17 protein-coding genes are annotated in these 21432 nt (G+C 54.2%); 9 read left to right on the forward strand and 8 right to left on the reverse strand.

Going from position 1 to position 21432, the window contains the following annotated elements:
- Positions 1 to 97 precede the first annotated feature (97 nt).
- Entirely contained in the window at positions 98 to 1168 is a 1071-nt protein-coding gene (locus MUU46_RS10435; RefSeq protein ID WP_159760647.1) for an AI-2E family transporter, read from the reverse strand.
- A gap of 223 nt (positions 1169 to 1391) precedes the next feature.
- Between MUU46_RS10435 and bepA the strand changes: the two genes are divergently transcribed.
- Entirely contained in the window at positions 1392 to 2855 is a 1464-nt protein-coding gene (gene bepA, locus MUU46_RS10440) for a beta-barrel assembly-enhancing protease (RefSeq protein ID WP_258965483.1), read from the forward strand.
- Positions 2856 to 2864: 9 nt separating this feature from the next.
- On the forward strand, positions 2865 to 3221 hold the full coding sequence (arsC, locus tag MUU46_RS10445) for an arsenate reductase (glutaredoxin) (protein ID WP_159760651.1): 357 nt from the start codon (positions 2865 to 2867) through the stop codon (positions 3219 to 3221).
- Here the strand turns inward: arsC and MUU46_RS10450 are convergent.
- A complete protein-coding gene (locus tag MUU46_RS10450) occupies positions 3214 to 4044 on the reverse strand; it encodes a helix-turn-helix domain-containing protein (RefSeq protein WP_258965484.1) in 831 nt (276 codons plus the stop codon). The two genes, arsC and MUU46_RS10450, sit on opposite strands and share 8 nt — an antisense overlap.
- Positions 4045 to 4200: 156 nt before the next feature.
- On the opposite strand from MUU46_RS10450, the gene celB reads away from it, so the two are divergent.
- Genes celB through MUU46_RS10465 form a run of 3 tightly spaced genes read left to right on the forward strand, consistent with a single transcriptional unit; the run spans position 4201 to position 7919 of the window.
- A complete protein-coding gene (celB, locus tag MUU46_RS10455; protein ID WP_159760655.1) occupies positions 4201 to 5520 on the forward strand; it encodes a PTS cellobiose transporter subunit IIC in 1320 nt (439 codons plus the stop codon).
- A 2-nt stretch (positions 5521 to 5522) separates the two neighbouring features.
- Positions 5523 to 6476 (forward strand): glycosylasparaginase, encoded by a 954-nt coding sequence (locus MUU46_RS10460; protein WP_258965485.1) that lies wholly within the window; start codon positions 5523 to 5525, stop codon positions 6474 to 6476.
- Positions 6477 to 7919, forward strand: coding sequence for a leucyl aminopeptidase family protein (locus MUU46_RS10465; RefSeq protein ID WP_258965544.1), 1443 nt, complete (start codon positions 6477 to 6479; stop codon positions 7917 to 7919).
- A 103-nt stretch (positions 7920 to 8022) separates the two neighbouring features.
- Here MUU46_RS10465 and MUU46_RS10470 read toward each other — a convergent pair whose 3' ends face one another.
- The 5 genes from MUU46_RS10470 to bglK all read right to left on the reverse strand — a co-directional run bounded on the left by MUU46_RS10470 (position 8023) and on the right by bglK (position 13343).
- The gene (locus MUU46_RS10470; RefSeq protein WP_159760857.1) at positions 8023 to 8724 is read right to left on the reverse strand and encodes a DnaA inactivator Hda; all 702 of its coding nucleotides are present in this window, start codon (positions 8722 to 8724) and stop codon (positions 8023 to 8025) included.
- A gap of 98 nt (positions 8725 to 8822) precedes the next feature.
- Positions 8823 to 10109: a uracil permease gene (uraA, locus tag MUU46_RS10475; protein WP_258965486.1), complete on the reverse strand. Its 1287-nt coding sequence runs from the start codon at positions 10107 to 10109 to the stop codon at positions 8823 to 8825.
- Positions 10110 to 10203: 94 nt separating this feature from the next.
- Positions 10204 to 10830: a uracil phosphoribosyltransferase gene (gene upp, locus MUU46_RS10480; protein ID WP_159760663.1), complete on the reverse strand. Its 627-nt coding sequence runs from the start codon at positions 10828 to 10830 to the stop codon at positions 10204 to 10206.
- Positions 10831 to 11023: 193 nt separating this feature from the next.
- Entirely contained in the window at positions 11024 to 12454 is a 1431-nt protein-coding gene (locus tag MUU46_RS10485; protein WP_258965487.1) for a 6-phospho-beta-glucosidase, read from the reverse strand.
- Between the two features lie 13 nt (positions 12455 to 12467).
- Positions 12468 to 13343, reverse strand: coding sequence for a beta-glucoside kinase BglK (gene bglK / locus MUU46_RS10490; RefSeq protein WP_258965545.1), 876 nt, complete (start codon positions 13341 to 13343; stop codon positions 12468 to 12470).
- A 254-nt stretch (positions 13344 to 13597) separates the two neighbouring features.
- Here bglK and purM point away from each other — a divergent pair, with 254 nt between their 5' ends.
- From purM to ppx, 4 genes are all read left to right on the forward strand, one after another.
- A complete protein-coding gene (purM, locus tag MUU46_RS10495; RefSeq protein ID WP_159760667.1) occupies positions 13598 to 14635 on the forward strand; it encodes a phosphoribosylformylglycinamidine cyclo-ligase in 1038 nt (345 codons plus the stop codon).
- On the forward strand, positions 14635 to 15276 hold the full coding sequence (gene purN, locus MUU46_RS10500) for a phosphoribosylglycinamide formyltransferase (protein ID WP_159760669.1): 642 nt from the start codon (positions 14635 to 14637) through the stop codon (positions 15274 to 15276). Before purM ends, purN begins: the two co-directional genes overlap by 1 nt.
- Before the next feature lie 192 nt (positions 15277 to 15468).
- The gene (gene ppk1 / locus MUU46_RS10505; protein ID WP_159760671.1) at positions 15469 to 17529 is read left to right on the forward strand and encodes a polyphosphate kinase 1; all 2061 of its coding nucleotides are present in this window, start codon (positions 15469 to 15471) and stop codon (positions 17527 to 17529) included.
- A 3-nt stretch (positions 17530 to 17532) separates the two neighbouring features.
- Positions 17533 to 19074 (forward strand): exopolyphosphatase, encoded by a 1542-nt coding sequence (ppx, locus tag MUU46_RS10510; RefSeq protein WP_258965488.1) that lies wholly within the window; start codon positions 17533 to 17535, stop codon positions 19072 to 19074.
- Here the strand turns inward: ppx and MUU46_RS10515 are convergent.
- Positions 19054 to 21309, reverse strand: a complete 2256-nt coding sequence (locus tag MUU46_RS10515; RefSeq protein WP_258965489.1) for an EAL domain-containing protein — start codon at positions 21307 to 21309, stop codon at positions 19054 to 19056. The genes ppx and MUU46_RS10515 overlap by 21 nt on opposite strands.
- Positions 21310 to 21432 lie beyond the last annotated feature (123 nt).

A 21432-nucleotide genomic window follows, 5' to 3' on the forward strand; every position in this document is an offset into this window, starting at 1 on the left:
GAGATTCTGGCAGCTTAGGGGAGTCTTACGGGGAAAAATGCAGAGAAGAAGGCAAAGCGCGACGCTATGACGGCGTTCACGCTTTGCACTTAAATGTTTAATCCATGTTCTCAGCGACAGCCGGACTGTCCGGCCAGGCATGTACCACCGCTTTGATAAGCGTCGCCAGCGGAATGGCGAAGAACACGCCCCAGAATCCCCATAAACCGCCGAAAATGACGACGGACAGGATGATCACCAACGGATGCAGATTCACCGCTTCGGAGAACAGTACCGGCACCAGCAGGTTGCCGTCGAGGCCCTGAATAATCAGGTACACCGCAAACAGGCTCCAGAATTCGGTACCCAGCCCAAACTGGAATAGCGCCACGCCGACCACCGGAATGGTTACCACAAACGCGCCGATATACGGGATCAGCACCGATACGCCAACCAGCACCGCCAGCAGCAGTGAATAGTTCAGCCCGAAAAGCAGGAAGCCAATCCAGGTGGCGACGCCGACAACAATCATCTCCAGCACTTTGCCACGAATGTAGTTGGTGATTTGCTGATTCATCTCCTTCCACACCTGGCCTGCCAGCCCGCGATTGCGTGGCAGCACACGGCGAACGGCGTTGAGCATTTGCTCTTTATCCTTCACGAGGAAGAACACCATCAGCGGCACCAGCACCAGATAAACGGCCAGCGTCAGCAAGCCCACCAGCGAAGCGAGGGAGTATTTCACGACCGAATCGCCCATCGTCAGCATCCGGCTGCGGATGTTTTCTGCCATCGCATCAATAATTCCGGCATCCATCAGTGCCGGATAACGCCGCGGCAGCGTGGCGGCGTAATCAGAAAGCTTATTGAGCATCCCCGGCATATCGCGGATTAAATTAATGCCCTGCTGCCAGGCGACCGGCATCACCACAAAGGCCATCAGCAGCACAACGCCGACAAACATCACCAGCACAATCGAGGTTGCCCAACGTCGCGAACAGCCAATGCGCTCCAGGCGAACGGTCGGCCATTCGAGCAAATACGCGAGCACAATGGCGACCAATAAAGGTGCCAGCAGCCCACTGAAGAAAAAGAGAATGCCGAATCCGGCAAGCAGAATGACCAGCAGCGCTATCGCTTCCGGGTCGCTGAAACGACGACGATACCACTGCATTAACATTTCGAGCATAACGACACTGTTCCCTGAATGGCGGGCAAAAGGCCCGCGTGAATTGTATCGAAATGTCACAAAATTGCCTGTGCTTTTTGCGCGGCACCGCACCCAGTAGCAAAAGTCACGCAAGGGTATATTCAGGCGTCGCACAGCCAGCTAAACTGCGATGGCAGCCGACAGTGGAACGTTACGCCGCGTTGTCGGTCAAACTGGCACACCCTACATACAGGACCGAGTTATGTTCAGGCAGTTAAAAAAAACGCTGGTTGCGACTCTCATCGCGTCGTTGACCCTGAGCCAGGCCTTGCCTGCCTTTGCGGACTCCGCAGATTCACTGCCGGATATGGGCACCACCGCAGGAAGCACGCTCTCCATCGGACAAGAGATGCAGATGGGCGACTTTTACGTACGCCAGCTGCGCGGCAGTGCGCCGCTGATTAACGATCCGCTGCTGGTTCAGTATATTAACGGCCTCGGGATGCGCCTGGTTTCTCATGCCAACTCGGTGCGGACACCGTTCCACTTCTTCTTAATTAACAACGACGAGCTGAACGCCTTCGCCTTCTTCGGCGGAAACGTGGTCCTGCACTCGGCGCTGTTCCGCTATGCCGACACCGAAAGCCAGCTGGCATCTGTTATGGCGCACGAAATTTCGCACGTGACTCAACGTCACCTGGCCCGCGCTATGGAAGACCAGAAGCGTAACGCGCCGCTGACCTGGGTAGGCGCACTGGGGTCGATTCTGCTGGCGATGGCCAGCCCGCAGGCCGGTATGGCGGCGCTCACCGGTACGCTGGCGGGCACGCAGCAGGGGCTAATAAGCTTCACCCGCCAGAACGAAGAAGAAGCCGATCGCATCGGTATCCAGGTGTTGCAGCGGTCCGGCTTCGATCCTCAGGCCATGCCGCAGTTTATGGACAAGCTGATGGATCAGTCTCGCTACTCTTCCAGACCACCCGAAATGCTGCTGACGCACCCCCTGCCGGAAAGCCGTCTGGCGGATGCTCGTAACCGCGCCAACCAGATGCGTCCGGTGGTGGTGCAGTCTTCAGAAGATTTCTACATGGCGAAAGCGCGTACACTTGGCATGTATAACAACGGTCAAAACCAACTCAGCAGCGACCTGCTCGACAGCTGGTCCAAAGGCAATATTCGTGAGCAGCACGCCGCGCAGTATGGCCGCGCCCTTCAGGCGATGGAGGCCAATAACTATGCTGAGGCCAGCAAGCAATTGCAATCGCTGTTGACCAGCAACCCACAGAATGTCTGGTATCTCGATCTCGCAACGGACATTTCGCTGGGCCAGAACAAAAATGCAGAAGCGGTTAACCGCCTGAAAGCGGCGAAAGATTTACGCAACAGCCCGGTGCTTCAGTTGAACCTGGCTAACGCCTTGCTCCAGTCCGGAAACCCGGAGGAAGCGGCCACGCTGCTCAATCGCTACACCTTTGCCTATAAAGACGATGTTAACGGCTGGGATTTACTGGCGCAGGCAGAAGGCAAACTCGGCAATCGCGATCAGGAACTGGCGGCGCGGGCAGAAGGCATGGCGCTGGTCGGTCGACTTGATCAGTCGATTTCCCTGCTCAGCAGCGCCAGCGCCCAGGTCAAACTCGGTAGCCTGCAGCAGGCACGTTATGACGCTCGCATCGACCAATTCCGTCAGATGCAGGAAACGTTTAAACCCTATTCAAAAATGTAAGGACACCCGATGACTCAAGCGGTCCAGATTTACCACAACCCACGCTGTTCCAAGAGCCGCGAAACCTTAGCGCTGTTGAAAGATAACGGCGTGGATCCGGAGGTGGTGCTGTATCTCGACACGCCGCCAGATGCAGCGACGCTGAAAAACCTGCTAAAAATGCTCAGCATGACCAGCGCCCGTGAGCTGATGCGTCAGAAAGAAGACTTATATAAAGAACTGAACCTGGCAGACAGCGCACTCAGTGAAAACGCACTGATTGAAGCGATGATTGCCCATCCGAAGCTGATTGAACGCCCAATCGTAGTGAAAAACGGTCAGGCGCGAATTGGTCGTCCACCAGAACAGGTGCTGGAAATCATCTAGGTTTTGATGCCGCAGCGTAAGCTTCTAAAAAACCCTGCGGCGTACTCTCTCCCAATTTCTTCTGCGTTTTCCCGGTATTCCATAAAACACTCAACTGCTGCACCAGAGCATCCGGTTCCGTCGCAGCTGGAACCAGCGTTCGCAGGGCTTCCGTAAAGGTAATCGTGCTCGCTACGGCCTGTGGCAGACGGGAAACCTTCATTCCAGGCGCCTCAACCTCAAGCCATTTAACCAACTCAGTCTTAAGACATTGAATATCAGCCGGACAGCACGCCAGCGTTTCCTGTAGCCAGTTTTCAACCAGCGGTAACGAGATGCCGGAATATACCCGGGCATGGCACCAGCCGCTCAGCGGTTCACTCGCCCACAGCAAATGGTGATCGCCACCATCGTCCATGGTCATCGACAGCCGCCGATAATGAAGCGTTAGCATATTTGGCACCGCACCCGCCCTCAGCGCTTTTTTCCCCTGTGGTGTGGCCTTCTCCCGCTGATGTGCTGGCCGCAAATAGCGGTTCAACGTGGCGCGAGAAATCGTAATACCCAAGCCTGCATTAACCATAAACAACAGCTCATCAAGCGGCGCATGCAGGGTATCTCGCAGTGCGTTCACCAGATTTATCTGTTCAGATCTCATTACTTTGTGTACCACATGCGGCGTGGTGTGCCGGTCGCTCGTTTGCTCGCGATTGCGCCAGCGCCGGACGGTGGTAACTGAAATCCCTAGCTCTTTCGCCAGCTCACGGTCGCTTTTATCAGATTGCTGAAGGTAACGGCGCACGCGTGGCGTGGTAGTGGCATTAGCATGCAGCTTTATTTCCATCGTCAATTCCTGATGACCTGTTATAACCAATCACATGAGATTTATATCAGTCACGCGCTGGCATTGTGACCGAATTCACCTTTCACCGCCCGCCTTTCACTGATAATCCGCATACATAACACACAAACAAACAGTCAGTCTCGTGCGGAGCTCACAATGAACAATGTTCTGGGATTTTTAGAAGCCAAACTGATGCCGTTGGCGGCGAAAGCCGCACAGCAACGCCATCTGTGCGCCATTCGCGGCGCCTATGTTTCATTCATGCCGTTTATCATTGTCGGGTCGATCCTGCTGGTGATTTCGTCGTTCCCCAATCAGAGCTACCAACAGTTTATGTCTCACACCTTTAGTGAGAGCTGGAGCAGCATTGTCGAGATCCCGTTTAATGCAGTGTTCTCCACCATGTCGCTATTTATCAGTTTCCTGGTGGCCTATCGCCTTGCGGAACATTACAACGAAGACCGCGTGTCGTGCGGCATTCTGGCGCTGGTGAGTTTCCTTATCCTGACCCCGTTTATTAAAGTCGCGGAAAACGGCGGTATCACCGTCATGCCAGTGGAGTGGATCGGCAGCAAAGGTCTGTTCGTGGCAATGATCGGTTCACTGCTGTGGACTGAGCTGTTCTGCTGGCTGAAGCGTAAAAAGCTGGTGATCAAAATGCCCGATGGCGTGCCGCCTGCGGTGCAGGAATCGTTCGCGGCGTTGATCCCGGCACTGCTGGTGATGATCCTGGTGCTGATCATTCGCATCGGCTTTGAAAACACCCACTACAACACCATTCATCAGTTCATTTATGAAGTGGTCGCCACCCCGGTCCGCCACTACGGCACCTCGTATTTCGGTGCGCTGATGACCGTATTTAGCATCACCATTTTGTGGTCCGTGGGCATTAACTCCGGTTCGATGATCAATGGCATTATTCGTCCGCTGTGGATGGAAAATCAGACTGACAACATCGCCGCCATTCAGGCAGGCGTGACGCCACCGCACATTATTACCGAGCAGTTCTTCGACATGATCTGGATGGGCGGGGCGGGTGCCACGCTGTCACTGGTGATTGCAATGCTGATTTTCGCACGCAGTAAAAACATGCGCGAAGTGGCCCGCCTCGGCGCAGGTGCGTCGATATTCAACATCAATGAACCGGTGCTGTTCGGTCTGCCGGTCATCATGAACCCGATCATGCTCATCCCATTCAACCTCGTGCCGCTGGTGCTGGTCACCATCCAGTACGTGGCGATGAAAATCGGCGCAGTGGCGGTCACCACCGGGGTGTTCATTCCGTGGACGCTGCCACCAGTGCTGAGCGGATTTATCGTCACCGGACACCTTTCCGGCAGCGTGATGCAAATATTGAATCTGCTGATTGGCGCGATGCTTTACCTGCCGTTTATGCGCATTCTCGATAAGCAGTATCGGGCCGCAGAAATTTTGACTGAAAATGAAACTCGCCAGATGGCAAAACAGGAGTCGTAACGATGTGGGGAATTATTGCAACCTGGCGAATGGCGCTGGAAGGTGTGACTGAATCAGTGTCGGCGCTGGCCGCAGGCAGAGCCGCTTCCACCGCCGTAGTGGATGCCGTTGTTGCCGTCGAAGACTTTCCGCTCTACAAATCCGTCGGCTACGGCGGGCTTCCGACCGAAAACGGCGAGGTTGAACTGGACGCTGCCTTTATGGACGGCGACACCCTGGCGTTTGGTGCAGTCGGCAATCTGATTGATATCGCCAATCCGGTTCGCGTGGCGCAGGCGCTCAGCCGTCAGCGCTATAACTCGCTGCTGGTCGGTCAGGGCGCACGCGAATGGGCTCTGGAACAGGGCTTTGCCGAGAAAACCATGCTGACCGATCGCGCAATGCAACACTATCGCAAGCGCTGTCGCGAAACGCTCGATAAAGGCCTCAGCCCATATGATGGGCACGACACAGTCGGCATTATCGGGCTCGATCAGCAAGGGTCGATGAGCGTCGCCACTTCCACCAGCGGCCTGTTTATGAAAAAACGCGGGCGCATTGGCGATTCGCCGATCATGGGCTCCGGGTTTTACTGCGACAGTGAAACAGGCGCGGCAACGGCTACCGGCGTTGGCGAAGATCTGATGAAAGGCTGCACCAGTTATGAAATCGTGCGTCGGATGGCGGGCGGTATGTCACCGCAGGACGCTGCGGATTCGGTGGTGTTTGAGCTGGAAGACAAGCTGATGTCGCGGTTTGGCCGCGCGGGTGACCTGTCGGTGGTATGTATGAACCGCCGCGGCGAGTTTGGCGCTGCCACCAATATCAAAACATTTTCGTTTGTGGTCGCCACGGAAAATCAGCCGCTGACCGTTTATCGCGCCGAACGCCGTCAGGAGAAAACCCATTACCAGCCGGTGGATGACGAATGGATGCAGGCTTACGCCACGCGTATTCGCGCCCCGATTGAGGAGTAAATCATGGAATTTCATTTAGTCACCGAACCTTCAGCCGTACCGCACGGCTGCCATTTGATTACCTCGCCTGACAGCCCGCTGCTGGAAGCGTTCAACATTCCGCTGCTGGCGGAAATGGTTGCGCAGGCCCGCAAGGGTCAGCTGGCAGACAGTCAATTTGGCTGTGCGCCATTTGCCCGCATCACGATAATTCCTGACGCCGCCTGGCAGGACACACTGACCGAAGAACTGCTTACCTCTCTGCGTCCGTTATTCAAAAAGCCCATCAGCGAAAACGTAGTGCTGGATTGCACCTTGCTCACTGAAAGCTGCGTGCGTGATCCTGTTCTGCGTTGGGTTTTCAATCTCGATCACAGCTTGAACGATCTCGGCCTGAAAAGCGGCACAACGGTGCGCGTGCGGATTAAATGCCTGACCGGGTTCTGTCTGTCATCGCAGCAAGAATCGCTGCATGCGGCATTTTGTCAGCAGCACGCGGTCGCCAACGGGATGCTGGCGGCGCGTCGCCTGGCGGATCTCCCTTCGGAAACCTGTACCCCGCAGTTTGTGGTGCAGGAAGCTCAGCGCCTGTGCGCTCATTTTCCTGCGCTGTATTGTGAAGTGCTGGACGAACACGCCATTCAGGCGCAAGGCCTGGGTTTGCTGCATGCCGTCGGGAAAGGTTCAACTCGCCCTCCCCGCCTGCTGGCGATTCATTATGATGGGGCGAAAGACGGTCCGGTGCGCAGCTACGTCGGGAAAGGTATTACGTTTGATACCGGTGGCTTGTGGCTGAAAGAAGGCGCGGGCATGTACACCATGAAATACGACATGTGCGGCGCGGCAAACGTGCTCGGCCTGATGCTGAGTATCGCGGAACTGGCGCTACCGGTGCGAGTGATGGGCGTACTGGCGCTGGCCGAAAATGCCATCGGCCCGGACGCGATGCAGCCCGGCAGCGTAGCGCGCGCCTGTAACGGGATGACAGTGGAAATCAATAACACCGACGCCGAAGGCCGTCTGGTGCTGGCTGACGCTATTGCCTGGGCCAGCCAGCGCCATCCGCAGACGCATTTTATTATTGATATGGCGACGCTGACCGGTGCAGTGGTGAAAGCGCTGGGCTATGAGCTGAACGGATTAATGACGCAAAACGAGATGTTGCGCGAGCAACTGGTTCAGGCCGGGAAGAAAAGTGGCGACGAGGTGTGGTCGCTTCCCCTCGACGGACGAATGAAAAAACAGACTGAAAGCGCGATTGCCGATCTGTGTAATACGCCGACGAATAATGCGGCGATCAGCGCGTCGGCCGCATGGTTGCTACATCATTTCTGCCCGCCGGAAATTCCGTGGGCGCATCTGGATGTCAGCGGTACGGCCTTGTGGCGTGAGAGTGGTAAAAGCGTGGCGTCGGGGCGGCCGATTGCGTTGTTGATACAGCATCTATTGGATGATTTGCAATGATGCCGTGCCCGGTGGTGCTGCGCTGACCGGGCCTGCGGAAATGATCGTCTGTATTTTGGGTTGCCCCCGGCAGTAATGCCGGATGGCGCGATGCGTATCCGGCCTACAGTTTCAGGATCTCTTTCACAAACGGGATGGTCAGTTTGCGTTGAGCGGTAATCGACGCACGATCGAGCTGATCGAGCGTCATAAACAGGGTGCGGGTTTCGCGATCGAGGCGCTTCATCAGGAAGCGACAGACATCTTCTGGCATCTCAAACCCACGCATTTTCGCACGCAGCTGTAACGCCTGAAGTTTGTCTTCATCGGACAGCGGTTGCAGCTTGTAAATTTGTCCCCAGTCGAGACGCGAGGCGAGATCGGGCAACGCTACATTCAGCTGGCGGGGTGGACGATCGCCGGTGATCAACAGGCGCGTTTTACCCGACTCCTGAATCCGATTATAGAGGTTAAAAATCGCCATTTCCCACAGCTCATCACCCGCCACGCATTCGATATTATCGATGCATACCAGCGCCAGATGCTCCATACCTTCCAGCACTTCAGGAACGAACCAGGTACGTTTATCCAACGGGACATAGCCAACAGCATCACCACGCTGCGACAGTTCAGCGCATGCTGCATGCAGCAAATGGCTGCGGCCAGCACCTTCGCGCGACCAGACGTAAATGTATCCGCTGTGATCCTGACGCAGCATGGTTTGCACTGCGGCAAGTAAAGAAGAGTTATCGCCCGCCCAGAAACTCGCAAAGGTTTCGTCGTCGGGGAGATAGAGTGGCAAAGAGAGCTGAGCCGGAGCGTTCAGAGTGACCTCAACATGGAACTTCTAAAATCGCAGTGAGTGTAACACAAAAGGCGCGCAGGAGAGAACCGGGCGGGAAGCCTCGCCCGGTTGGTCGATCATTACGCTGTTTTATCACTGTCGGCCGGATCAAGCACCACTTCTTCCGGGCGCAGGACGCTGATCAGCTTGAAGATGAGGCTCAGAGCCACGCCAACGATGGTTGCCAGCGCCATGCCTTTCAGCTCAGCCGCACCAATGTGTACGGTAGCGCCGCTGACGCCGATGATCAGAATAACGGCGGTCAGGATCAGGTTTTGCGTTTTGTTGTAATCGACTTTTGATTCAATCAGAACGCGAATACCGGACGCGCCAATCACCCCGTACAGCAGCAATGACACACCACCGATAACCGGGACCGGAATGATTTGAATCGCTGCCGCCAGCTTACCGACGCAGGAAAGCAGGATGGCGATGATCGCCGCGCCGCCAATAACCCAGGTGCTGTACACGCGGGTGATGGCCATAACGCCAATGTTTTCACCGTAAGTGGTATTTGGCGTCGAACCAAAGAAACCGGAAATGATGGTCGACAGGCCGTTGGCAAACATCGAACGATGCAGACCCGGATCGCGGATCAGATCTTTTTTGACGATGTTCGCCGTCACCACCAAGTGTCCAATATGCTCGGCGATAACCACCAGAGCGGCAGGCAGAATGGTGAAGATAGCAAACCATTCAAAGCGCGGAGTGTAGAAGGTTGGCAACGCAAACCACGGAGCTTGTGCAATAGCGGAAGTGTCTACGATACCGACCGCAAACGACAGCGCGTAGCCGGTCAGCACGCCAATCAGGATTGGGATGATTGCCAGGAAACCACGGAACAGCACGGAGCTGAACACCGTTACGCCCAGCGTTATCAGCGAAATCATGATGCTGGTGGTATTTGGCGCCGTACCCGCTGCTGGCAGCAGGCCAGCCATGTCAGCTGCCACATGCGCCAGCTCCAGGCCGATTACCGCGACAATCGCGCCCATTGCCGCCGGAGGGAACATCACATCCAGCCAGCCGGTGCCCGCTTTTTTGACAATGAACGACACCAGGCAGAACAGCACGCCGCACATAATGAAGCCGCCGAGCGCCACTTCATAACCCAGCGGTAACAGCAGCAGCACCGGGGAAATAAATGCAAAGCTTGAACCGAGATAGGCTGGGATTTTGCCCTTGCAGATGAACAGATACATCAGCGTGCCGATACCGTTGAACAGCAGAACCGTTGCCGGGTTGATGTGGAACAGGAAAGGTACCAGCACCGTTGCGCCAAACATGGCGAACAGATGCTGCAAACTAAGCGGGATGGTCTGCAAAAGTGGCGGTCTTTCACTTACCCCGATAGCGCGGCGCGTCATAGTCTTATCCTCTGTCTGAGTGTTGTTGTTTGTATTGGTGTGTTTTAGTCAAAAAAAAGCCGACTCTCAAAGTCGGCTATTTTTAATGAATCTCTTATTTGGTACCAAAAATCTTATCACCGGCATCGCCGAGGCCCGGAATAATGTATCCGTGTTCGTTCAGGCCCTGGTCAATGGATGCGGTGTAGAGTTCTACATCCGGGTGCGCTTTCTCCAGCGCTGCGATACCTTCCGGAGCGGCAACCAGAACCAGCACCTTAATGCTGGTACAGCCTGCGTTTTTCAGCAGGTCAATAGTGGCAATCATTGAACCGCCGGTTGCCAGCATTGGGTCAACTACCAGCGCCATACGCTCGTCGATGTTTGACACCAGCTTCTGGAAGTACGGTACTGGCTCGAGGGTTTCTTCATTACGGTAGATGCCGACCACGCTGATACGCGCGCTCGGAACGTGCTCCAGCACGCCTTCCATCATGCCCAGGCCTGCACGCAGGATTGGCACAACGGTAATTTTCTTGCCTTTAATCTGCTCGACCTGCACCGGGCCATTCCAGCCTTCGATGGTGACAGTTTCAGTTTCCAGGTCAGACGTTGCTTCATAAGTCAGCAAGCTGCCCACTTCTGAGGCGAGTTCACGGAAGCGTTTGGTGCTGATGTCATGCTCACGCATCAGGCCCAGCTTGTGTTTTACGAGCGGGTGTTTCACTTCCACAATCTTCATTCTCTTTCTCCTCTGAGGGGCAACCACAAAAAAATCGCCGGATTATACCGCTTTTTCCTGGCTGCGCCATACCTGTTCTCTTTGACGGGGATCAAGCAAAGTGATTAACACATTGTTACTCATTATAAAGTAAGGATAAAAATAAACCCCGCCGAAGCGAGGTTTTATCTTTCAGTGAATCGATCGCGCAATATTAGAGCGATTCGCCGTTGCTGCTGATAACCTTTTGATACCACGCAAAAGATTTTTTGCGGCTACGTTCCAGGGTGCCTTTGCCTTCATTATCTTTATCGACATAGATAAAACCGTAGCGTTTTTTCATCTCGCCGGTTCCGGCAGACACGAGGTCAATACAGCCCCATGGGGTGTAGCCCATCAGGTCCACGCCATCTTCCACCACCGCCTTTTTCATTTCGGCGATGTGGGCGGAGAGATAATCAATGCGGTACTGATCGTTTACGCTGCCGTCGTTTTCACGCACGTCGATGGCGCCGAAGCCGTTTTCCACAATGAACAGCGGAAGCTGATAGTGATCCCAGAACCAGTTCAGTGAATAACGCAGGCCAACCGGGTCAATCTGCCAACCCCAGTCGGATTTTTTCACGTACGGGTTGGAAACCAGACTGGTTGTTTCGTCGTAGTCGAGTTGTGGGTTGTCTGCCGTCGCTTTGGTGGCGAAAGACATGTAGTAGCTAAAACCGATGTAATCGACGCAGCCCTGTTTCAGCGCGGCGTTGTCTTCTGCGGTGATATCAAGCTCAACGCCGCGACGCTCGAAGTAGTTCAGCAGATGCTGCGGATATTTGCCGCGCACGTGTACATCGGTGAACCAGTAACGGCGATGCATAGCGTTCATCGCCATCATCATGTCGTCCGGCGCGCAGGTCAGTGGGTAAATCGGGCACATTGCAATCATGCAACCGACCTGCAGCGATGGGTTAATTTCACGCGCCACTTTCACCGCCAGTGCACTGGCGACCAACTCGTAGTGCGCCGCCTGATACATAATCGGCTCGCGATCCTCACCTGCCTCGTACTTGATGCCGGAGTTAGTAAACGGCGCGAAATCTTCGTGGAAGTTTGCCTGGTTGTTGATTTCGTTGAAGGTCATCCAGTACTTCACTTTGTGCTGATAGCGCTCGAATGCTACTTTCGCAAAGCGCACAAAGAAGTCGATGACTTTACGGTTACGCCAGCCGCCGTACTCTTTCACCAGGTGATACGGCATTTCGAAGTGTGACAGCGTAATCACCGGCTCGATGCCGTATTTCAGGCATTCGTCGAACAGGTCGTCGTAGAATTTCAGACCTGCTTCGTTTGGCTCCAGCTCGTCACCTTTCGGGAACAGACGCGTCCAGGCAATCGAGGTGCGGAAACATTTGAAGCCCATTTCGGCAAACAGTTTGATGTCGTCTTTATAGCGGTGATAGAAATCAATCGCGTCATGGTTCGGGTAGTTTTTTCCAGGCAGCACGCCGTCAGTAATTTCACGCGCTACGCCGTGGGCCCCGGCGGTCATCACATCGGCAACGCTCGGGCCCTTTCCGCCCTCTTTCCAGCCGCCTTCCAGCTGATGCGCCGCAACGGCACCGCCCCACAGAAAATCGCTTTTAAATCCGGACATAACAACTCCCTCTTTAACATTCAGACTGCTGATTAAAATGGTAAACCGCGCCGAGTAAACCGGCGTCGTTGCCGTGGCTAACGGTATCGACGTATTCATCAATACCGAACCAGGCGAGATGCTGTTTCAGTTGTTGCAGGAAGCCCGGGCGTTCGGTAATGCCGCCGCCGAGCAGAATTGTTTGCGGGTCGAACAGATTGACCAGGTTGTACAGGCCGCTGGCGATGCCGTTGAAAAAATCGTTGACCAGCCGCTGGCAAACCGCGTCTCCCGCATCGCAGGCATCGAAAATCTCTTCGCCACTGACGTCATCGAGCGGTTTCCCGATATGGTTCGCATAGCGTTTGCGCAGGACGCGCAGCGTGCAGGTGGCATTCATGGTGTAGTGCGTCGGATGGCGGCTGCCGGGGCGGTCGGTAAACATGTAGCCAAATTCACCGCCGCGAAAACGCGCGCCGCGTACCAGCTGGTTATTGCAGAAAATCGCACCGCCGATGCCGGTGCCAATCGTCAGCACCAGAAAGTCGCTCATATCTGCCGCTTTGCCCTGCCAGCGTTCGGCGAGCAGAACGCAGTTGGCGTCATTTTCAATCGCGACCGGCAGACGGGTGCGTTCTTCGAGCCAGGCTTTAATGCCGAACTGGTCGAATTTGCGGATAGCCCCGCCCATTTCGATGAAACCGGTGTGAGGATTGACGTAGCCAGGCGCGCTGATGGCGATGCCTTCACACTCCGAATGTGCATCCAGCCAACTCAGAATGCCGTGCAGAATGGCCTCGCCGTCGCTGTCTTTGATGGCCACTTTTCCTTTCGCAATGATGGCCCCTTCGTCGGTCACCACGCCCATTTTGAGCGCCGTGCCACCAATATCAAACGCGGCAATATGCATCTGCGTCACTCCTCCTGAGGGCAATTTCAGAAACCGGTTTCAGTGGAATATTGTGTGCTGTGGCAATAACCTGCAAGCATTAAAATGTACCCGGTTTCATTTTCGTGAACGGGTTCAAATTTGCCTGAACGAATGCTGAAAGCATGTAAAAAAACGTCAGCAAAAGATATCCCACACCCAGGCTCGCAAACGTTTGCTTAGACTGTTAGAATGGCGCCGATTTTATTTGCTAACGCCATTCGTGGAGACTTGCAGTGACCGACAAAACCTCTCTCAGCTATAAAGATGCCGGTGTTGATATTGACGCGGGTAATGCTCTGGTTGACCGAATCAAAGGTGTGGTGAAGAAAACCCGCCGCCCGGAAGTGATGGGTGGCCTGGGTGGATTCGGCGCACTGTGCGCACTGCCGCAAAAATATCGTGAGCCAGTGCTGGTTTCCGGCACGGATGGCGTCGGCACCAAGCTGCGCCTGGCAATGGATCTTAAGCGTCACGACACCATCGGCATCGACCTGGTGGCAATGTGCGTGAACGACCTGGTGGTACAGGGCGCTGAGCCGCTGTTCTTCCTTGATTACTACGCGACCGGCAAGCTGGACGTGGACGTCGCCTCAAGCGTTATCACTGGCATCGCCGAAGGCTGCCTGCAGTCCGGCTGTGCACTGGTGGGCGGTGAAACCGCTGAAATGCCGGGCATGTATCACGGCGAAGATTACGACGTGGCCGGTTTCTGCGTAGGTGTGGTCGAGAAATCTGAAATCATCGACGGCAGCAAAGTAGCCGACGGCGACGTACTGGTGGCTCTCGGTTCCAGCGGTCCGCACTCCAACGGTTATTCGCTGGTGCGTAAAATCCTTGAAGTCAGCGACACCAATCCAGAAACCACGGAACTTGACGGTAAACCCCTGGCCGATCACCTGCTGGCGCCAACCCGTATCTACGTGAAAAACATTCTGGAACTGATTGCCAGCGTCGACGTGCATGCCATCGCGCACCTGACCGGCGGCGGTTTCTGGGAGAACATTCCACGCGTGCTGCCGGACAACACTCAGGCCGTGATCGACGAATCCTCGTGGCAGTGGCCGTCCGTATTTAACTGGCTGCAAACCGCCGGTAACGTTAGCCAACATGAGATGTATCGCACCTTCAACTGTGGCGTGGGCATGTTGATTGCGCTGCCAGCCGCAGAAGCCGATAAAGCTATTGCACTGATGAATGAGAAAGGTGAAAACGCGTGGAAAATCGGCTATATCAAAGCTTCCGATTCTGAACAGCGTGTGGTCATCGAGTAATGAAAAATATTGTGGTGCTGATTTCTGGCAACGGAAGCAATTTGCAGGCGATTATCGATGCCTGCAAGCAGAAGAAAATCAATGGCACCCTTCGGGCTGTTTTCAGCAATAAGGCCGACGCGTTCGGCCTTGAGCGCGCCCGTGAAGCAACGATCCCTGCGCATGCGCTGAGCGCCAGCCAGTTTCCCAACCGCGAAGCATTTGACCGCGAGCTGATGCAGGAAATTGATGCCTACGCGCCTGATGTGGTAGTGCTCGCAGGCTACATGCGCATTCTGAGTCCGGCATTCGTGGCGCATTATCAGGGGCGTCTGCTGAATATCCACCCTTCCTTGCTGCCGAAATATCCCGGCCTGAACACCCATCGTCAGGTGCTGGACAACGGCGACGAAGAACACGGCACCTCAGTGCACTTCGTGACGGACAAACTCGATGGTGGCCCGGTGATTTTACAGGCCAACGTGCCCGTATTCATCGGTGACACAGAAGATGACATTACCGCTCGCGTTCAGCACCAGGAGCACGCTATTTATCCGCTTGTGGTGAGCTGGTTTGTCGACGGACGTCTGGCAATGAAAGACAACAGTGCATGGCTGGACGGTGTTCAGCTTCCCGCGCAAGGCTACGCCTCCGAAGCGTAATTCCAGGTCGCCTGTCCAACGCGACAGGCGCTTTTCCCCCTCCCCCATACCGCTGAATAATAAAAAAACGTTATCGCAGGTTCACGACAAACAGATTATTGTCATACTTACCTGGCACAGTTGGACATCACAGGTCAAAGCTCGCCATAATGTGAGGGCTGTCCGCGTCAATCAACCGGAGTGTGAGTAGTAATGGGTCAGGATAAGCTTTATATCGAAAAAGAACTGAGCTGGTTATCCTTTAACGAGCGCGTTCTCCAGGAAGCAGCGGATAAAAGCAACCCGTTGATAGAACGCATGCGTTTTTTGGGGATCTACTCCAATAACCTTGATGAGTTCTATAAAGTACGTTTTGCCGAACTCAAACGCCGCATTATCATCAGTGAAGAACAAGGCCTCACCGCCCATTCCCGCCACCTGCTGGGGAAAATTCAGGCCCGCGTGCTGAAAGCCGACCAAGAATTTGACAGCCTTTATAACGAACTGCTGCTCGAAATGGCGCGCAATCAAATTTTCCTGATTAACGAGCGTCAGTTATCGGTCAATCAACAAAGCTGGTTACGTCACTACTTCAAACATTACCTGCGCCAGCACATCACGCCGATTCTGATTAATCGCGAAACGGACTTAGTCCAGTTCCTGAAAGACGATTACACCTATCTGGCGGTGGAGATTATTCGCGGCGAAGAAATTAGCTACGCCCTGCTGGAAATCCCGTCTGATAAAGTGCCGCGCTTCGTCAATTTACCACCGGAAACGCCGCGTCGCCGCAAACCGATGATCCTGCTCGACAACATTCTGCGCTACTGCCTGGACGACATCTTCCTGGGCTTCTTCGATTACGACGCCCTGAATGCCTACTCGATGAAAATGACCCGTGATGCCGAGTACGATCTGGTGCACGAGATGGAATCGAGCCTGATGGAGTTGATGTCCTCGAGCCTGAAACAGCGTCTGACGGCTGAGCCGGTACGCTTTGTGTATCAGCGCGATATGCCTGATGCGATGGTCGAGATGCTGCGTAAAAAATTCGCAATCACCCGCTATGACTCCATCGTACCGGGTGGCCGCTACCATAACTTTAAAGATTTCATTGGCTTCCCGAACGTCGGTAAAGCCAATCTGGTTAACAAACCGCTGCCGCGCCTGCGTCATATCTGGTTCGATAAATTCCGTAACGGTTTCGACGCCATTCGTGAGCGCGATGTCCTGCTCTATTACCCGTATCACACCTTTGAGCACGTGCTGGAACTGCTGCGTCAGGCCTCGTTTGACCCGAGCGTGCTGGCTATCAAAATCAATATTTACCGCGTGGCGAAAGACTCGCGCATTATTGATTCGATGATCCACGCTGCGCACAACGGCAAAAAAGTGACGGTCGTCGTTGAGCTTCAAGCGCGCTTTGACGAAGAAGCCAACATCCATTGGGCGAAGCGCCTGACGGAAGCCGGTGTACACGTTATCTTCTCCGCGCCAGGCCTGAAAATTCACGCCAAACTGTTCCTTATCTCACGTAAGGAAGGTGACAACGTGGTGCGCTATGCGCATATAGGCACCGGTAACTTCAACGAAAAAACCGCCCGAATTTACACCGACTATTCGCTGCTGACCGCCGATGCGCGGATCACCAACGAAGTCCGCCGGGTGTTTAACTTCATTGAGAACCCGTACCGTCCGGTGAATTTCGATTATCTGATGGTCTCGCCGCAGAACTCACGACGTTTGTTGTATGACATGATCGACAACGAAATTGCCCACGCTCAGAATGGTCGCCCATCGGGGATCACCCTGAAGTTGAACAACCTGGTCGACAAAGGCCTGGTTGATCGTCTGTACGCAGCGTCCAGCTCTGGCGTGCCGGTGAACCTGCTGATCCGCGGCATGTGTTCGCTTATTCCGCAGCTTGAAGGTATTAGCGAAAATATTAACGTCATCAGCATCGTTGACCGTTATCTTGAGCACGACCGGCTGTATATTTTTGAAGATGGCGGCACGAAAAAAGTGTGGCTCTCTTCCGCTGACTGGATGACGCGCAATATCGATTACCGAATTGAAGTCGCTACGCCGATCCTCGATCCACGCCTGAAACAGCAGGTACTGGATATCGTCGATCTGCAATTTAGCGATACCGTGAAAGCCCGTTTTATCGACAAAGAACTGAGTAATCGTTACGTGCCCCGCGGCAACCGCCGCAAAGTCCGGTCACAGCTGGCGATCTACGACTACATTAAATCACTTGAGCAGCCCGATTAATTTATGCCCATAAAAACCAAAACGTCACGACCGCAGGAGATTGCTGCGGTTGACCTGGGATCGAACAGTTTTCATATGGTTATCGCACGCGTCGTTGACGGTGCGCTGCAAATCATTGGCCGCCTGAAACAGCGCGTCCATCTGGCCGATGGCCTGAATGAAGACAATATGCTCAGTGAAGAAGCGATGGAACGCGGCCTGACCTGTCTGTCACTGTTTGCGGAACGCCTGCAAGGATTTCCTCCGTCCAGCGTCTGTATTGTCGGTACACATACGCTTCGCCAGGCGCTGAACGCGCCGGAGTTTTTGAAGCGTGCGGAAAATGTGATTCCTTATCCGATTGAAATCATTTCCGGGAATGAAGAGGCACGTCTGATTTTTATGGGCGTGGAGCATACGCAGCCGGAAAAAGGCCGCAAGCTGGTTATCGACATCGGCGGTGGTTCGACGGAACTGGTCATCGGCGAAGATTTTACGCCGCAGTTGGTTGAAAGCCGTCGCATGGGCTGCGTGAGTTTTGCCCAAATGTTCTTCCCTCGCGGTCTTATCAGCAAAGAGAACTTCCAGCGTGCGCGCCTTGCGGCGGTGCAGAAACTGGAAACGCTCTCCTGGCAATACCGTATTCAGGGCTGGAACGTGGCCATGGGCGCGTCCGGCACCATTAAAGCCGTGCATGAAGTGCTGGTCGAAATGGGCGAAAAAGACGGTATCATCACCCCGGAACGCCTGGAAATGCTGGTTGAAGAAGCGCTGAAATTTAAAAACTTCAGCGCACTCAGTCTGCCTGGGCTTTCAGAAGACCGCCAGGCGGTCTTTATGCCGGGCCTGGCGATTCTGTGCGGCGTGTTTGATTCACTCGCTATTAAAGAGCTGCGCCTGTCTGACGGCGCGCTGCGCGAAGGCGTGCTGTATGAGATGGAAGGCCGCTTCCGTCATGACGATATCCGCAGCCGAACCGCGGAAAGCCTGGCCAGTCAGTACCATATCGACCGCGAGCAGGCGCGTCGCGTGCTGGAAACCACGCATCAAATGTATGAGCAGTGGGTGGAGCAGAATGTGAAGCAGGCGCATCCCCAGTTGGCTGCCCTGCTGAAATGGGCCGCGATGCTGCATGAGGTGGGACTGAATATCAATCACAGCGGGATGCATCGCCATTCGGCGTACATTTTGCAAAACAGTGATTTGCCCGGCTTCAACCAAGAGCAGCAGATGCTGATGGCAACCCTGGTTCGCTATCATCGCAAAGGGGTGAAGTTGGACGATTTGCCGCGCTTTACGCTGTTTAAGAAGAAGCAATTCCTGCCGATGATCCAGCTGCTACGCCTCGGCGTATTGCTGAATAACCAGCGTCAGGCCACCACCACACCACCGACGTTAAAACTGACCACCGAGGCGAATCACTGGACACTGTGCTTCCCTCACAACTGGTTTAGTCAAAATGCGCTGGTGCTGCTCGATCTGGAAAAAGAGCAGCAGTACTGGCAAGGCGTGACCGGTTGGATGTTGAAAATTACTGAAGAAGACTCACCAGACATCGCCGCCTGATGTAACAGGCTTGATATTCTCGGCAGCCAGACCTTCTAAAGGTTCTGGTTTGCCGAGATAAAAGCCCTGCAAATAATCAATTCCCAGGCTCAGCGCCGCCTCACGGATTTCATCCGTTTCAACATACTCAGCCACCACCTGCATGTTCTTCATTCGCGCCAGCTGGCAAATCGACGAAACGATTTGGTAATCCAGCGTGCTCAACAGTAGGTTCTGGATAAAACTACCGTCGATTTTAAGGATATCGGCGCTGACATTTTTCAGTCGCGCGTAGCTGGCATAGCCAGTGCCAAAATCATCAATGGCAATGCGGCAACCCAGCGCTTGAAGCTGCGCCATGTTGAGCATGGCCTGGTCCGGGTGACTCAGCGAATGATTTTCAGTGATTTCAAAAATGAGCTGCCAGCCCTGAATGTTATAGCGCTTTAGCAGGTCGGATACCGTCTTCGGAAACTGTGATCCGCAAGCCGATGAGGGCGAGATATTCACCGACAATCGCATGCCAGGCAACGTTTCACGACGGCTATCCATAAATTTCAGCGTATTTTCCAGCACCCACAGATCGATCCGTGACGAAAGCCCAAACTCGTGGGCCACCGGCAGAAACACTTCCGGGGTAATCAGCTGGTCGTTATCGCCATTCAGACGCAGCAAGACTTCGTGATAGCTATCGCCGCGCATGCCGACAATCGGCTGCGCCATCAGACTGAAATTATCGTGTTCCAGCGCCAGCTGCAGCCGGTTCATCATGGTGATTTTATCTTTCAGGCCCTGCTGCAAATGCGAGGCGCTGCGGTGCTGAAGGTTTTCAGGTGAACCGGACACCAACGAAGAGTTAGCAATCGTACTCAGCTCACCTAACAGCATCGGCAGCTGCATCACCGGGGAACGTACATGGCAGTAACTCACCCCCACGTTCGGCTGCAGCGGCATACCATCCCAAACAAAACGGAATTTTTTAATCCGCGCATCAATGGCGGCAATCCTCGCTTCGTGGCATTCCGTATTCAGTCGAATAACCAGGTCGTGGCCGGAAAGCTCGTAAGTACACTCACCGTCGTGGAGCTCCGGCTCAAGCCATTTCCCCAGCGTTTGTTTGTACTGGATACGCACCATCATCCCGTAATGACGCCCTAGAACTTCGAGTTCCGGAATGCGTAAGAAACACAGCACTGACCACGGTATGCTCGAGAGCTTGCGGCTCAATGCCCACAAATTCGGCATCTGAACCACGGGGTCGATAAACGCCATCCGTTTCACGCGGGCGTGGATGTAGCGCTGTTGGGTCGACAGCATCGCCATGTACACCACGATAAACGAGAACACCAGATAGCTGGATGAGGTAATCGCCAGCTGGTTGCTGTAGCTCGGATAAAACGGCATGTAACGGTAGTAGAAGTGAATACTAACTATCAGCACTACCGTCCAGATGATAGACATCATCCGATAGCCGAAACGCATCGACCCCCACAGCATCACCGGCAGCAGCAGTGAGAGGGTATAATTGGTGGTAAAAATAGAGGCTGCATTCGCGGCAGGAATAAAAAGCATTCCCATGATAATCAATAAGATAACCAACCAGGTAATCATCTCACCCGCGCTCACTTTGGAATCAATTTGTTGGCGCATCTGGGAGATGAACGCACGCAAATACATCGGATTTCGAATGATCCGAATGACCAAATAACACAGCGGCACCCCAGTTAAGCACCCCACCAGCACCGACTGGTAGTTAATCAGGCTGTGCAGCGTCAGTGGTCCGGTTCCGGCCAGCGAAATACGCGCGGGAAGAATGTTAAAAAAGACGCAGGCCAGCAGCAACAGCTGAAAAAGGGTCGCAGGGAAAAACATTTGCCAGAACAGACGTTGCGGCATCAAACGCGTGCAGCCATAGGAAACGGAATGCCGCCTCGGCACGAAAACCCGATACCCGCCCCAACTAAGGATAATCGGGATTAAAAAATGGAAGGTGATACCAATAGTTTCAGGGATGGTCATGCCCTGAGCAATGACCAGCCAAATCCCTGCGACGATGCCGGGCAGCGCTTTCCAGCCAAAAAAGAGCATCAGGGACAGCAGCAGAGCCAGCGGCAAATAATAGAGTGAAACGATACCGCCATCGATATGGGTGAAGGTATTAGCAGCGCGGGCAACGGGTAATAGCAGAGTTGGCAGGATGAGCGGTAACCCCCACCATTTATCACGATTCTTTTTATATAATTCAGTAAGATGCATAGATACTCAAAAGAGGACCCAATTCCTGATGGGTAGTTTCAGACAGGCATCCAACCTGATTAGTGACTTCCGCGAATTGTTACGAAGCGGAATGGGGCAAGAGATTATAAGTAGCACCAGGGT

The sequence above is a fragment of the Scandinavium tedordense genome, assembly GCF_024764965.1.
GTDB lineage: Bacteria > Pseudomonadota > Gammaproteobacteria > Enterobacterales > Enterobacteriaceae > Scandinavium > Scandinavium tedordense.

Excerpts from the sequence above, each read along its gene's own strand:
- MUU46_RS10435 (WP_159760647.1), bottom strand. The coding sequence starts at position 1,168 with ATGCTCGAAATGTTAATGCAGTGGTATCGTCGTCGTTTCAGCGACCCG.
- bepA (WP_258965483.1), top strand. The coding sequence starts at position 1,392 with ATGTTCAGGCAGTTAAAAAAAACGCTGGTTGCGACTCTCATCGCGTCG.
- arsC (WP_159760651.1), top strand. The coding sequence starts at position 2,865 with ATGACTCAAGCGGTCCAGATTTACCACAACCCACGCTGTTCCAAGAGC.
- MUU46_RS10450 (WP_258965484.1), bottom strand. The coding sequence starts at position 4,044 with ATGGAAATAAAGCTGCATGCTAATGCCACTACCACGCCACGCGTGCGC.
- celB (WP_159760655.1), top strand. The coding sequence starts at position 4,201 with ATGAACAATGTTCTGGGATTTTTAGAAGCCAAACTGATGCCGTTGGCG.
- MUU46_RS10460 (WP_258965485.1), top strand. The coding sequence starts at position 5,523 with ATGTGGGGAATTATTGCAACCTGGCGAATGGCGCTGGAAGGTGTGACT.
- uraA (WP_258965486.1), bottom strand. The coding sequence starts at position 10,109 with ATGACGCGCCGCGCTATCGGGGTAAGTGAAAGACCGCCACTTTTGCAG.
- upp (WP_159760663.1), bottom strand. The coding sequence starts at position 10,830 with ATGAAGATTGTGGAAGTGAAACACCCGCTCGTAAAACACAAGCTGGGC.
- MUU46_RS10485 (WP_258965487.1), bottom strand. The coding sequence starts at position 12,454 with ATGTCCGGATTTAAAAGCGATTTTCTGTGGGGCGGTGCCGTTGCGGCG.
- bglK (WP_258965545.1), bottom strand. The coding sequence starts at position 13,343 with ATGCATATTGCCGCGTTTGATATTGGTGGCACGGCGCTCAAAATGGGC.
- purN (WP_159760669.1), top strand. The coding sequence starts at position 14,635 with ATGAAAAATATTGTGGTGCTGATTTCTGGCAACGGAAGCAATTTGCAG.
- ppk1 (WP_159760671.1), top strand. The coding sequence starts at position 15,469 with ATGGGTCAGGATAAGCTTTATATCGAAAAAGAACTGAGCTGGTTATCC.
- ppx (WP_258965488.1), top strand. The coding sequence starts at position 17,533 with ATGCCCATAAAAACCAAAACGTCACGACCGCAGGAGATTGCTGCGGTT.
- MUU46_RS10515 (WP_258965489.1), bottom strand. The coding sequence starts at position 21,309 with ATGCATCTTACTGAATTATATAAAAAGAATCGTGATAAATGGTGGGGG.